Source organism: Granulicella sp. L60 (genome assembly GCF_009765825.1).
In the GTDB taxonomy this organism is placed as follows: Bacteria; Acidobacteriota; Terriglobia; order Terriglobales; family Acidobacteriaceae; genus Edaphobacter.
Genome location: NZ_LMUR01000018.1, coordinates 532896 through 544895 on the forward strand (window position 1 = coordinate 532896; position 12000 = coordinate 544895).

General features: G+C 58.9%; 13 protein-coding genes. 5 read left to right on the top strand and 8 right to left on the bottom strand.

The window, feature by feature from the left end; all coding sequences use genetic code 11:
* Positions 1-28: 28 nt before the first annotated feature.
* The 4 genes from larC to GSQ82_RS12590 all read right to left on the bottom strand — a co-directional run bounded on the left by larC (position 29) and on the right by GSQ82_RS12590 (position 3387).
* A complete protein-coding gene (gene larC, locus GSQ82_RS12575; RefSeq protein WP_158792616.1) occupies positions 29-1414 on the bottom strand; it encodes a nickel pincer cofactor biosynthesis protein LarC in 1386 nt (461 codons plus the stop codon).
* Between the two features lie 3 nt (positions 1415-1417).
* A complete protein-coding gene (gene larE / locus GSQ82_RS12580) occupies positions 1418-2269 on the bottom strand; it encodes an ATP-dependent sacrificial sulfur transferase LarE (RefSeq protein ID WP_158792617.1) in 852 nt (283 codons plus the stop codon).
* Positions 2270-2345: 76 nt separating this feature from the next.
* Positions 2346-2543 (bottom strand): hypothetical protein, encoded by a 198-nt coding sequence (locus GSQ82_RS12585; RefSeq protein ID WP_158792618.1) that lies wholly within the window; start codon positions 2541-2543, stop codon positions 2346-2348.
* Between the two features lie 55 nt (positions 2544-2598).
* Positions 2599-3387 (bottom strand): glucose 1-dehydrogenase, encoded by a 789-nt coding sequence (locus tag GSQ82_RS12590; RefSeq protein ID WP_158792619.1) that lies wholly within the window; start codon positions 3385-3387, stop codon positions 2599-2601.
* A gap of 114 nt (positions 3388-3501) precedes the next feature.
* Here GSQ82_RS12590 and GSQ82_RS12595 point away from each other — a divergent pair, with 114 nt between their 5' ends.
* The 4 genes from GSQ82_RS12595 (at position 3502) to eda (ending at position 6786) form a co-directional block, all read left to right on the top strand.
* Positions 3502-4023: a hypothetical protein gene (locus GSQ82_RS12595; RefSeq protein WP_158792620.1), complete on the top strand. Its 522-nt coding sequence runs from the start codon at positions 3502-3504 to the stop codon at positions 4021-4023.
* 119 nt (positions 4024-4142) lie between these two features.
* A complete protein-coding gene (gene kduI / locus GSQ82_RS12600; RefSeq protein ID WP_254061612.1) occupies positions 4143-4958 on the top strand; it encodes a 5-dehydro-4-deoxy-D-glucuronate isomerase in 816 nt (271 codons plus the stop codon).
* On the top strand, positions 4955-6055 hold the full coding sequence (locus tag GSQ82_RS12605; RefSeq protein ID WP_158792622.1) for a sugar kinase: 1101 nt from the start codon (positions 4955-4957) through the stop codon (positions 6053-6055). The genes kduI and GSQ82_RS12605 overlap by 4 nt, the downstream gene beginning before the upstream one ends.
* 80 nt (positions 6056-6135) lie before the next feature.
* Positions 6136-6786: a bifunctional 4-hydroxy-2-oxoglutarate aldolase/2-dehydro-3-deoxy-phosphogluconate aldolase gene (gene eda, locus GSQ82_RS12610; RefSeq protein ID WP_158792623.1), complete on the top strand. Its 651-nt coding sequence runs from the start codon at positions 6136-6138 to the stop codon at positions 6784-6786.
* A gap of 29 nt (positions 6787-6815) precedes the next feature.
* Here the strand turns inward: eda and GSQ82_RS12615 are convergent, their stop codons facing one another.
* From GSQ82_RS12615 to GSQ82_RS12625, 3 genes are all read right to left on the bottom strand, one after another.
* The gene (locus GSQ82_RS12615) at positions 6816-7667 is read right to left on the bottom strand and encodes an IclR family transcriptional regulator C-terminal domain-containing protein (RefSeq protein ID WP_158792624.1); all 852 of its coding nucleotides are present in this window, start codon (positions 7665-7667) and stop codon (positions 6816-6818) included.
* A 188-nt stretch (positions 7668-7855) separates the two neighbouring features.
* Positions 7856-8554, bottom strand: a complete 699-nt coding sequence (locus tag GSQ82_RS12620) for a peroxiredoxin-like family protein (RefSeq protein ID WP_158792625.1) — start codon at positions 8552-8554, stop codon at positions 7856-7858.
* 215 nt (positions 8555-8769) lie between these two features.
* The gene (locus GSQ82_RS12625) at positions 8770-9699 is read right to left on the bottom strand and encodes a dienelactone hydrolase family protein (RefSeq protein ID WP_158792626.1); all 930 of its coding nucleotides are present in this window, start codon (positions 9697-9699) and stop codon (positions 8770-8772) included.
* Positions 9700-9779: 80 nt separating this feature from the next.
* Here GSQ82_RS12625 and GSQ82_RS12630 point away from each other — a divergent pair, with 80 nt between their 5' ends.
* Positions 9780-10376 carry a GNAT family N-acetyltransferase gene (locus tag GSQ82_RS12630; RefSeq protein WP_254061613.1) on the top strand — a complete coding sequence of 199 codons (597 nt, stop codon included), beginning with the start codon at positions 9780-9782 and terminating at the stop codon, positions 10374-10376.
* 10 nt (positions 10377-10386) lie between these two features.
* Here GSQ82_RS12630 and GSQ82_RS12635 read toward each other — a convergent pair whose 3' ends face one another.
* Positions 10387-11955 (bottom strand): alpha-L-fucosidase, encoded by a 1569-nt coding sequence (locus GSQ82_RS12635; RefSeq protein ID WP_158792627.1) that lies wholly within the window; start codon positions 11953-11955, stop codon positions 10387-10389.
* Positions 11956-12000: the final 45 nt, after the last annotated feature.

Here is a 12000-nt window from a genome sequence, read left to right on the forward strand (position 1 = left end):
TTCGCAGTCCAAGAGAAAATCTAGAAGATTAGCGAAGATATGCAGCGATGGCTGCCTGCTGTACCTGCTTCAACGGCACATCATATTGAAGTGCCGCCGCCCGACAGTCTTCAAACTCTGGGGCTATATTCCGCTCTTCTCCACCCACCGTGCCAATCTTCACGCGAATCGTACCGTAAGGCGTCTCCACGCTGGAATGATGGCGCTCCATGCACACACGGCTATCATGACGAACCCGGATACCAAGGGTGCTGGTCTCTCTCAGTATAAGCTCCTCCAGCGCACGCTGTTCGGATGGATTGCAAAGCACAGTAAGCAGTGTTCCCGGGCGACCCTTCTTCATCAATACCGGCGTCAGCATTACGTCCAGCGCGCCAGCGGTCAAAGCTCTCTCCGCAACATAGGCCAGCACCTGCGGCGAGAGGTCATCGAGCGCCGTCTCCAGCACAGTCACCGTATCGGCGCCGTGGTGTCCATGACTTTCTTTATCTTGGGAGCGGACCGCCGGAGACCCGAGAAAAACTGCCTGATCTTCCTCCTCGCCGATACGCAGGCGAAGCACGTTAGGAAAGTCCTTCGGGTTCCTTGTTCCTGCACCGTACCCAATCTGTTGCACCCGCATGGCAGGCTGTTTGCCGAAAGTAGGCGCAAGCGCGCAAAGTAGTGCGGCCCCAGTCGGCGTTACCAGCTCTTCTTCGACGTGTGCAGAGTACGTTGGTAGGCCGCGCAGCAAATCAGCCGTTGCCGGCGCCGGAACAGGGAACCGTCCATGAGCACAATCCACCATGCCGCCGCCCACATTCAGTGGGGAGCAGAACCATCTGTTCACGCCCAGCGCATGAATCGCTGCGGACGTCGCCACAATGTCTACAATCGCATCCACCGCCCCCACCTCGTGGAAGTGAATCTTTTCCACTGGCACATTGTGAATCTTCGCCTCCGACATGCCAAGCAGCTCAAATGCCTGGATCGCAGTCTGCTTTACTGCTGACGAAAGATTCGCCGATGCGATCAATGCACGAATCACGTTCAGCGAGCGCCCGTGAGAGAGTGTGTGGCCATGATCATCGTCATGCGTATGTGAATGGCCAACCTTGTGCTGATGCTGTGTCTTCGGATGATGCTGATGAACATGCTCCTGCTGCTCATTCTCATTACGGTCATCAACATGAGGGTGATCGTGCCCACCTGTCTTTTCCTTTTTGTCTTCTGCCAGAGTCGGTCCCTCGAAGACATGAACTTTCGTCGAGGAGACCCCACTGCGATCGACCTTTTCAATACGCAAAGAGGCATCTAGTTTCAAGCTTGCAACCGCGTCATGCAGCACTTGTGGATCCACTCCGGCATCGACCAAGGCGCCAAGAAACATATCGCCACTAATGCCGGCGAAGCAGTCAATATAAGCAATGCGCATCAACTAATCCTTAACTTTCACGTCATCAGGCGCAGCCGCTATTGCGCTGGCCGGAAGTACGTCATTCATGCTACCGGAGCGATACCCCGCTGTATCCAGCGTCACATAGAGAAAGCCAAGCGGACGCAACGCTGCCGTTATGCGATCCAAGGTATCCAAGTTTAGTGCGAGAGGAAGTTCAACCCGAGAGACCTCAATCCGCGCCAGTTCTCCATGATGTCTAACTCGAACCTGCCGAAAGCCAAGATTATGTAAAGCCACCTCCGCTTGCTCCACCTGCGAAAGGTTTTCCCGTGTCACCGTTCTGCCATATTCGATGCGTGAAGCCAGGCAAGCACTTGCAGGCTTGTCCCAAAGCTCTAACCCCGCCCTCCGTGCGAGCGCGCGAATCTCAGCCTTATTCAGTCCAGCCGAAACCAGCGGAGCTACTGCGTGATGCTGCTGCGCTGCCAGTTGCCCGGGGCGAAACTCACCACGATCATCCAGGTTCATCCCGTACGCGATGTGCTTAAACCCGCGCTCCGCCCGCGCCTTCTCCATTCGTGTGAAAAGCTCATCCTTACAGTGAAAGCATCGTTGCGCGTCGTTGCGCTGATATGAAAGGCTCTCTAACTCATTTGTCTGAAGAATCTGCGTAGGAATATTATGTGCCGCAGCAAACGCCAGCGCCGCCGCCAACTCTGCCCTTGGAAGCGACGGAGAATCTGCAATTATTGCAAGCATCCGATCCTTTAGCGCATGATACGCAGCGTAAGCAAGATAAGCAGAGTCAGTTCCGCCAGAATACGCTACCAAAGCACTCCCAAGCGTTCGCAGCTCGATCTGCAGCTTCTCGGATTTGAGATTCAGCTCCATGGATTAGATTGTAGGGCAACGCCAACCGCACGGCGGCGCGATCTGAATATTCCTCACAGCTGCTAATTCAGAACACTTACTGCTTTGCGACTCCACCCTCTGCGAGCGCACGCTTCGCATGTTCAAACGCCGTAGTGGAGTGCTCATGCGCCTGCTTTGACAACTCATGAGCGGTCAGGTGGTCGCCCTTACCGTGAGCAGTAGCTGCAGCCTCATGGGCATGAGCTGCTTTATTGTGATACTCGGCGGCGCGGTCGTGTGGACTCTGTGGCATCTCGTTCTCCTCAATCAACAGTTATTAGGACAAAAAGTTAGATGCAAGATCCGACCTATCGGCCCATCCATCCTCCGTCCACCGTCAAAATCGTCCCCGTCACATAGTCGCTGGCAGGCGAACTCAGATAAAGCGCCGCCCCAGCAAGATCCTGCGACTTTCCCCATCGCCCAGCCGGAATGCGTTCAAGAATCTGTCGGCTCCGCGTCTCGTCAGCCCGTAGCGCCTCTGTGTTCGCCGTGGCAAAGTATCCCGGCGCAATCGCATTTACCTGGATACCCTTAGCCGCCCACTCATTCGCCAGCGCTTTGGTTAGCTGCGCCACGCCGCCCTTGCTCGCGGCATATGCCGGCACACGTATGCCGCCTTGAAAGCTAAGCAACGAAGCAATATTCACGATCTTTCCCACGCTCAAACTAGCACCACCGCTGCGGCTCATCATGTCGCGAGCCGCCAGTTGGGAGAGCTGAAAGACGCTCGTCAGGTTTACCTGTAACACCTGCTGCCAATCTTCAAGCGTTACCTCTTCGGCAGCCGCACGCAGAATCGTTCCCGCATTGTTTATCAGGATATCGACCCGGCCAAACCTCTGCTTCACCTGCGCAAACAGATCCTCAGCGCCTGAGGTCGAGGAGAGATCAGCACGGAATGCCGCCGCATGCTCTCCAATCTCGGCCGCCGTCTCGTTTGCGGCCCTGCGGTTCCCGTGGCATGCAACCTTAGCCCCTGCCTGTGAGAGCGCAATCGCGATTGCAGCTCCCAGACCGCTCGCCGAGCCAGTCACCAGCGCTACCTTGTTGTCGAGTCGAAAGCTGTCGAAGATAGTGCCTTGCGTATCTAGCATTGTCAGGTCAATGTACGTCGTTCGTTATCGTTGGAGCAACTGTCTGATGTCCAAGTTCAATTGACGCTACGTTGTGCGTTTTGTATGGTTGGATATCTTGTGAGGAGACATGAAATGCGGCGGATAACGATGTGCGGTGCGGCGATGATTATGATGGCAGTGATGACAACAGTAGCACTTACCCAAACGACGGCCGAACCAACCCCCGAGAAAGCAGGCTTAGGCATCGATCGCCGCTCTGCAGAGTCAATCGCAGCCCAGGTAAAGAGCATGCTGGGCGACGCCCGCACCAGCTCCGGCGGAATTGCCTCTGCAACACTAGAAAAATATCCCGGCCACTACACTATGCTGACCGTGCGCACGAAAAGCGGAGGCGCAGAGATGCATGCAGAATGGAGTGACATCTTCTACGTCCTTGACGGCGAGGCCACCGAGATTACCGGAGGCACCATCGTTGACCCCACCCAGTCCGCAGCCGGAGAGACGCGCGGTACTCGTGTAGAAGGCGGCACATCCACTCCAATGCGTAAAGGCGACGTCATCCACATCTCCCCCAACACGCCGCACCAGATCATCCTCGCACCTGGCAAAACCTTCTCCTACTACGTCATCAAAGTCGCCGCTCCGAAGCAGTAATGATTGGATAAGCAACGAAAAGCCATTTGAAACTGGTGGAGAGCAGCTCTGCGATGTCTAGCTTCTACGCAGCTATACTTGTATCAATAGATTGAGGGGGTAGGATGCGGCTTTACCAGATGGCTGATGCAATACGCTACGGACTGATGAACACCGAAGAGCTGCGAGAGACTTTTCTTCTCGAGGGTATGTTTGAACCAGGCGAGATCGAGTTCGCGTACGTCGATCTAGACCGTACAGTCATCGGATCTGCGGTGCCCGTAGATGAAGAATTAGCCCTCGAGGCCGAGCCAGAGCTCCGAGCAGACTACTTCCTCGAACGGCGTGAGCTAGGCGTCCTCAACGTCGGCGGGGCTGGTTTTGTCCTCGTCGATGGAAAGAGCTTTGAGCTCGACAAACTCGACTGCCTCTATGTAGGCCGAGGCAACCGCTCCGTTACATTCTCCAGCGAAGATCGAAACAACCCTGCCTTCTTCTATCTGCTCAGCTATCCCGCTCACGCGGAGCATCCCACTGCGATGGTGAAGTTCTCGGACCTTCAAGGGCTGCAACTCGGCGCAGCAGAGACCTGCAACAAACGCACCATCTATAAGGCAATCTACAAAGACGGAATCAGGAGCTGCCAGCTCGTCATGGGATTTACGCTCCTTGAATCCGGCAGTAACTGGAACACGATGCCACCCCATACCCATATGCGTCGCAGCGAGGTCTATTTCTACTTCGATGTCGATCCCGCTCATCGGGTCCTCCATCTCATGGGACCACCCGACGCGACAAGTCACCTTGTTGTTGCAGACAAGGAGATCGTCGTCTCTCCTGGCTGGTCGATCCACGCGGGCGTCGGCACCAAGAACTATGCCTTCTGCTGGGGCATGGGCGGCGAGAATCAGGCTTACGACGACATGGACCCCGTAACGATTGCGGATCTGCGATGAGTGAAGGTTCGGCGGGCCTCAAGATTCGACCCAAGGACGAATGCCGCTGGGACCTGATAAGTCTCGGCGAGGTCATGCTCCGCTTCGACCCCGGCGAACAACGAATCGCTTTTACTCGCACTTTTCGCGTCTGGGAGGGCGGCGGAGAGTACAACGTAGCCCGTGGCCTGCGACGATGCTTTCAGCAGCGCACCTCTATCGTAACCGCACTCGCCGACAACCCTGTGGGGCGCCTAATCGAAGACCTGATGCTTCAAGGTGGTGTCGATCTTTCGCACCTGCGCTGGGTCGACTACGACGGCATCGGACGAGAGGCGCGCAACGGAATTTACTTCCTCGAGCGCGGCTTCGGCGTTCGCGGCGCGATGGGCATGATGGATCGGGGACACACCGCGATCTCGCAGATCGAAATCGGTCAGGTGGACTGGGATGCCATCTTTGCTGACGAAGGGGTGCGCTGGTTCCACACCGGCGGGGTCATGTGCGCGCTCTCACAAGACGCACCTGCCGTGGCTCGTGAGGCCATGATCTCGGCGAAGCGAAACGGTGTGACCGTTTCCTACGACTGCAACTATCGGCCCTCGCTCTGGAAGAACGCAGGTGGCCGTCAGGGGGCGTGCGATGTCAACCGGATGCTGGCCCCGTTCGTCGATGTGATCTTCGGACACGAGGGCGATCTCTCCGCCGTACTCTGTGACGCCTCACACGGTCCGCCCTGGCATAGCTACCAGAGCTATAACGATATGGCAGCGCGAGTCTGCCGGGAGTTTGCCAACATTAAGGTCATCGCCACCACTACTCGTCGTCCGAAGACCGCCAATCGCAACGACTGGGCAGCCTTCGGCTATGCAGGAGGTGAAACCTTTCAGAGCATCTTGTTCGAAGACCTCGAGATCCTTGACCGCGTAGGCGGTGGCGACTCCTTCGCCGCAGGTCTCATCTACGGCCTTATGGAAGCTAAAGGAATGCAGTGGGCGCTCGACTGCGGCGTCGCCCACGGAGCACTCGCCATGACAACTCCCGGAGATAGTTCTATGGCTTCGCTAAGCGAAGTAGAACGCTTGATGACGGGCGGATCCGCTGCTGTTCAGAGATAAGAAGATACGGTAATAAAAATGTCGAAGCAGATTTGATCTGATACTGGAAGCATAAGGGTTACGACAGGGAGAAGAAAGCCATGGAAAAGGCCGCGGTACTGGCAGAGCTACAGAGGGTCGGGCTTGTTCCCGTGTTGCGCGCAGACTCCGTCCAGCAGGCGCTGGAGTTTGCGGACGTGATCGCCAGCGGTGGCGTGACTGTCTTTGAAGTAACAATGACTGTTCCCGGCGCTCTTCAAGTCATGCGCATACTGGCGGAGCAGCGGCCGGATATTCTCATCGGCGCAGGCACCGTCCTCGATCCCGAGACGGCCCGCATCTGCATTCTCGAGGGCGCAAAGTTCGTCGTTAGCCCTGCCCTTAACTTCAAGACGATCGAGATGTGCCACCGTTACTCGATCGCTGTGCTGCCCGGTGCCCTTACCCCTACCGAGATCGTTAACGCTTGGCAGGCCGGCGCCGACGTCGTGAAGGTCTTTCCAGCCAGTGCTATGGGCGGAGCGAAGTATCTCACAGCGCTGAAAGGGCCGCTCCCGCATATCAAGATGATTCCCACCGGTGGCGTCTCGCTCGCGACTGCGAAAGAGTTTTTGGATGCCGGAGCGTTTGCCCTTGGAGTAGGCTCCGATCTTGTGAACATCAAGGCGCTATCCGAACACCCTAGGCTCGTAACTGAGGTCGCCCGAAAGTATCTCGACATCGTGCAGGAGTTTCGCCAAGACAAACCTTGAACGTGCGCGATTAATAGCCTGAGAGTTTCCTAGTTGAGAAAGACGCCTAGCTCATTGGCGGCGTTGCGGAGATGGGTGAGATAGCGGCTCTGCATCTCGATGACGGAGAGGCGTGGGGCGTTTCCGCTGAGGTTCAGCGTGGCGACGACGCGGCCCGATGCGGCATAGACAGGGACGGCGAGCGATCGTAACCCGACCTCGTACTCCTGATCGACGAGAGCATAGCCGCTGCGGCGGACGTTTCGCAGGGCGAGACGAAGCTTTTCGATCGAGGTGATGGTGCGAGTGGTGTGGGGAGTGAGGACGACCTTCGCGAGGTAGTTTTCCAGCTGTTCAGTAGGCAGGTAGGCGAGTAGGACGCGGCCCATACTGGTGCAGTAGGCAGGGAGACGGCTGCCGATGTGGAGATCGACGGCCATGACGCGGCTGACCTGTGTGCGGGCGATGTAGACGATGTCTTCGCCGTCGAGGGTAGCGACGGAGAAGGACTCGCGTAGGGTGGCAGACATCCGTTCAAGGATAGGCTGGGCAGCGGTGGAGAGGGTGTTGGATGTGGTGTACGTGTGGGAGAGGGTAAGCATGCGTGGGCGGAGAGAGTACCGGGAACCGTCCTCTGCGCCGGCAAAGCCAAGCTTGGTCAGGGTGTAGAGGCAGCGGCGGACGGCGGCGCGTGACAGGCCAGTCTTGACGCTGAGTTGAGAGATGGTCATCTGCGGGGACTGCTGGGTGAAGGCCTGAATGACGATGAGACCGCGGGCGAGGGAGGTCATGAAATTCGGATCGCCAGTATAAATGTCGAGCGAGGAGGCGGGAGTGGGCTTGGGTGTGACGGGGGTGAGTGGGGGTGGGGGGGGGAGGGGTTGGCGGGGAGTGATGCTCATACGGGACCCTTTCCGTGGCGTCATCGAAGGAGGATGTTCGATAGACGGACTACAGATACGATAAACGCACATACGGTGTCGCCGCAAGGTTTCGGCTGTCGACGTTGGTTCGGACGGCATGTGGCTCGGTTGCGGAGGGTGCCTTGAGGTGCTTGGCGGGGTTTATTCGATTCTGGGCGAGGAGTTTGTCAAGCTTGGCGGGCCCGGTCCAGGGCGTGGAGGACGTCGGCTGGCTCGGGGCGGACGCGGAAGTCTGCGTGGGCTTCGGCGAAGAGGATGGTGTTGGTGCCGTCGATGACGAAGACGGCGGGGAGGGGGAGGCGCCAGCTTGCTTCGGTGGCGTTGTGGTAGCTGAGGCCTGCGTTGTTGAAGGGGATGTTGATGAGGATGGACTGGTAGTAGCGGCGGAGCTCTTCAGGAATGGTGTGAGCGATGCCGAACATTTCGGCGACGGCGGCGGCGGGATCCGACAAGAGTGGGTAGGGAAGCCTGTGCTGCTCGAGAGTGAAGTTGTTCTGGCGGGTGGTCTGGGGGGCGATGGCGACGAAGAGGGCGCCGCGTCTGCGGAGGTCGGCGTGGAGATCGCGCCAGGCTTCGAGCTCGGTGACGCAGTAGGGGTCCCAGCGGCCGCGGAAGAAGCTGACGACGAGTGTGCCCAGGGCGAGGAGATCGGCGGAGCTAACGGGCTTGTGGGTCAGGGCGTCTTCGAGGGTGAAGGACGGAGCTTGCGCGCCAACCTTTAGAGTCCGGTGTTCGATGCCGGTGTTGAAGAGATCTTCGGTCGCTTTTTCGGAGACGGCGAGACGCTCGGGCTGGACGAGGGCGCGGGTGTTCTGGGTGATGCGGTCGAGCTGGTCCTGGAGTGGTTCTTTCGCTGCGGCAGACATGTCCCCCCTCCCCCCTAAAGTGTGTCAAAGTCTTCGAAGTAGAGACTTTAGCTTTGGACTTCGGCTAAAAAACTGCTGGGTTAAACGTTGCAGTCCGGCTTACGCCGGACTGTTGTGGCTGATTCAATTATATCGGACGTGTCAAGGTTTTGACCCCGTCCGATCAGGGCAAGCTGTGGGTGAAGCCAAGGTTCTTGGGGCTTACTTTTCGCTCGCTACATGGAGGCGGCCGTTTGCATGGCTGGATCGTGGCACTGGATCGCAGGGCCGGTGAGTTTTTTGGAGGCTACAGTTTTGTTGTGGGTCGCGTTGCTGGCTATCGAGGCGCTCTTCATCTCTTTGAGGAGCGTGACGAGGCGAGTGAAGGCTTGTTCGCGTGCGGTCTTGTTGCCGGGGACGTTGTTGGTTGGGTCTTCGCCGGCGCGCATGAAGCCGTGGCCTGCGTTGTCGTAGGTGACGGGCTCATATTTTTTGCCGGCGGCCTTCATGGCAGCGATGGTGGCGGGCACGGTGGCGCCGATGCGGGCGTCGTTGCCGGCGTAGAAACCGAAGACGGGGGCGGTGATGTTGGTGACGTCGGATGGGCCGGGGCCGTAGAAGACGAAGGCGGCCGAGAGGTCGTGGCGGTGGGTCGCGAAGGCGAAGGACTTTCCGCCGCCCCAGCAGAAGCCTGCAACGGCGATCTTTCCATTGGAGGAGGGGATGGTCTTGGCGTAGTCGGCGGCGGCGTCGAGGTCTGCGGTGACGACGGCGGGATCGAGGGCGGAGACGGCTTTGACGGTTGCGTCCTGATCGGGGAAGGCGCTGGAGCCGCCGCCGTTGGGGCCGAAGCCGGTGAGGAGGTCGGGGGCGATGACGATGAAGCCTTGTGCGGCGAGTTCGTCGGCCATCTCTTTAGCCCAGTCGCTGAGGCCGAAGATCTCGTGGATGAGGACGACGACGGGGGCTTTGGTTTTGACTTCGGGATAGACGACGAAGGCCTGGACGGTGCGGTCGCCGTGCTTGAGGGGAACGTACTCGTGGTGGCGAGGGGAGGCGTCGAGGCGGGCTTTGGCCCAGTCCTGCGCGTGCAGTGAGAGGGTGGCGAAGGGCAGGAGCAGGGCTGCAGCGAAGAGCTTGAGAGCTCGGGGAGTGGTGATCGTCATGCGGTGAGTTTAGTTGGATGAGGGAAGATGCTGCAAGCATGCGCGATGGTATTGATGGTGGATCGATGCGGAGAGAGCGGGTGAGATGTTTGGAACGCGTCGGCGCGGAATTTTATACTTGGCTTATGGCAGGCTTTCAGTTGCGAGTAGCGACGGGTGAGGATGTGGCTGGGATTCGTGCGCTCATTCGGGCGTCGGTGCTTGAGTTGCAGGCGGGAGACTATTCGGCGGCGCAGAGGGAGGGAGCGCTGGCTACTGTGTTTACGGTGGATAGTCAGTTGATTGCGGATGGGACCTACTTTGTGGCGGTGGCTGAGGGTGGAGAACTGGCGGGATGTGGCGGGTGGAGCTATCGGAAGACGCTTTATGGTGGGGACCACCAAGTGGAGAAGATTGCGCCGGAGAGGCTGGACCCGAAGGTGGATGCGGCGAAGGTGAGGGCGATCTTTGTGCATCCGCAGTTTGCGCGGCAGGGCCTGGGGAGCTTGATTCTGGAGGCTGCGGAGAGTGCCGCGGTGGAGCAGGGATTTACGCGATTTGAGATGGGGAGTACGTTGACCGGGGTGGCGCTATATATGTTGAAGGGATATCGGGAGGTGGCGCGGATTGAGGTGCCGGTGGGCGGTGGAGAGACGATAGGGGTGGTGAGGATGGTGAAGGAACACCATCCTCGATGAGTTTTTGCGGCTAGGTGGTGGTGAGTTTGAGGGTGATGCCGATGTCGGCGGTGGGTGGGCGGTTACTGGGGAGGGTGACGTTGAGGGCGGTGGCGTCCTGGGTGAATTTGAGTGGCTCGTTGTGGCCGAGCATCATGACGCTGGTGATCTTAGCGGGATTTTGTGGGCTGGTGGTGCCGAGGGATGGGATGACGGCGGCGCCTTCGGGCCAGCCCTGGACGAAGGCGTAGATCACGGGGCCTTTGGTGGTGAAGCGAATGTCCGAAGAGTTGAGGTCGGGCTTCTTGCCTTCGTTGGGATCGAACTCTTTGCCGTTGTGAGCGATGACGACCTTGGTGGAGGGGCCTTCGCCGAAGATCTTCCAAGGGCGGGTGGCGTAGATGCCTTCGCTGTTGACGGCCATCCAGGCGGTGATGCCGGCGAGGATCTCGCGCTCCGCGAAGTCGAGTTCGCCGCTGTTGGGCAGTGGGAAGTTCAAGAGCAGGTTGCCGTTTTTGCTTACGATATCGACGAGAAGGTCGATGACTTTTTTTGGTGATTTGTAGGCGACGCCGCGTTTGTAGTGCCAGTCGCCGATGCAGGTGTCTGTCTGCCACGGAGTGGGGGAGATGGCGTCGAGGACGCCGCGTTCGCGGTCGAGGGCGCAGGTGCCGATGGTGCACTGGTCGGCTTGCTTGCTGAAGTAGACGGCTTCGACTTTGTCGTTGTGGTGGGCGGCGCTTACGTTATATAGCTCGGCGACGGTGGAGTAGCCGTACTGGTCGAAGGGGATGCCGCCGTCGGTGTAGAGGAGGTCGGGCTGGTAGTTGTCGATGAGGTCTTTGATGCGACGGAAGTACTCCTGCTTCCATCGGTCGGGGGCGACGCGGCCCATGTCTTTGGCGGTGCTTGCGAAGTTCGCGGGTTGGCCGGTGTAGTCGTGGTAGAGGTCGGCGAAGGCGGGGTTGGTGCCGTCGTAGGGAACGCCGGCGAGTGGGCCGGTGGTATCGCTGAGGTGTGAGGGCGCGAACCAGTCGTAGGAGTTGGAGAGGTGTTCGCTGACGCCGAAGCGGAGGCCACGTTTGCGGGCGGCGGTGGCCCAGGTGCCGACGATGTCGCGGTGCGGGCCGGAGGCGACGGCGTTCCAGCGGGGCTGGTACTTGGAGTTCCACATGTCGAAGTTGTCGTGGTGGACGCCCATGGAGAAGAAGTACTTTGCGCCGGCTTTGGCGTAGAGATCCATGAGGTGCTCTGGATCCCAGGCTGCGGCTTTGAACTGGGGCACGAGATCTTTGTAGCCGACTTTGGAGGGATGGCCGTAGGTTTCGACGTGGTAGTTGTACTGGGCGGTGCCCTGGACGTACATGTTGCGCGCGTACCAGTCGCCGTACTCGATGCTGGACTGCGGACCCCAGTGAGCCCAGATGCCGAACTTGGCGTCGGCAAACCAGGCGGGGAAGCGATAGGCCTGGAGCGAGGCGGGCGTGCCGGTGAAGGGGCCAGATGTGATTGGGAGCGGAGTCTGCTGGGAGTACGCTGACCTGAGCGCGGGGGCTGCGGATGCGAGGAGGGCGATGGCCTGGCGTCGAGTGATTTTCATGGTTGAGATGCGTTCTCCACAGGAGATAGTGATCGAAGCCAATGT

What these genes read in the sequence shown, in the direction of transcription:
- larC (WP_158792616.1), bottom strand. Translation starts at nt 1,414, where the DNA reads ATGCGCATTGCTTATATTGACTGCTTCGCCGGCATTAGTGGCGATATG.
- larE (WP_158792617.1), bottom strand. Translation starts at nt 2,269, where the DNA reads ATGGAGCTGAATCTCAAATCCGAGAAGCTGCAGATCGAGCTGCGAACG.
- GSQ82_RS12585 (WP_158792618.1), bottom strand. Translation starts at nt 2,543, where the DNA reads ATGCCACAGAGTCCACACGACCGCGCCGCCGAGTATCACAATAAAGCA.
- GSQ82_RS12590 (WP_158792619.1), bottom strand. Translation starts at nt 3,387, where the DNA reads ATGCTAGATACGCAAGGCACTATCTTCGACAGCTTTCGACTCGACAAC.
- GSQ82_RS12595 (WP_158792620.1), top strand. Translation starts at nt 3,502, where the DNA reads ATGCGGCGGATAACGATGTGCGGTGCGGCGATGATTATGATGGCAGTG.
- kduI (WP_254061612.1), top strand. Translation starts at nt 4,143, where the DNA reads ATGGCTGATGCAATACGCTACGGACTGATGAACACCGAAGAGCTGCGA.
- GSQ82_RS12605 (WP_158792622.1), top strand. Translation starts at nt 4,955, where the DNA reads ATGAGTGAAGGTTCGGCGGGCCTCAAGATTCGACCCAAGGACGAATGC.
- eda (WP_158792623.1), top strand. Translation starts at nt 6,136, where the DNA reads ATGGAAAAGGCCGCGGTACTGGCAGAGCTACAGAGGGTCGGGCTTGTT.
- GSQ82_RS12615 (WP_158792624.1), bottom strand. Translation starts at nt 7,667, where the DNA reads ATGAGCATCACTCCCCGCCAACCCCTCCCCCCCCCACCCCCACTCACC.
- GSQ82_RS12620 (WP_158792625.1), bottom strand. Translation starts at nt 8,554, where the DNA reads ATGTCTGCCGCAGCGAAAGAACCACTCCAGGACCAGCTCGACCGCATC.
- GSQ82_RS12625 (WP_158792626.1), bottom strand. Translation starts at nt 9,699, where the DNA reads ATGACGATCACCACTCCCCGAGCTCTCAAGCTCTTCGCTGCAGCCCTG.
- GSQ82_RS12635 (WP_158792627.1), bottom strand. Translation starts at nt 11,955, where the DNA reads ATGAAAATCACTCGACGCCAGGCCATCGCCCTCCTCGCATCCGCAGCC.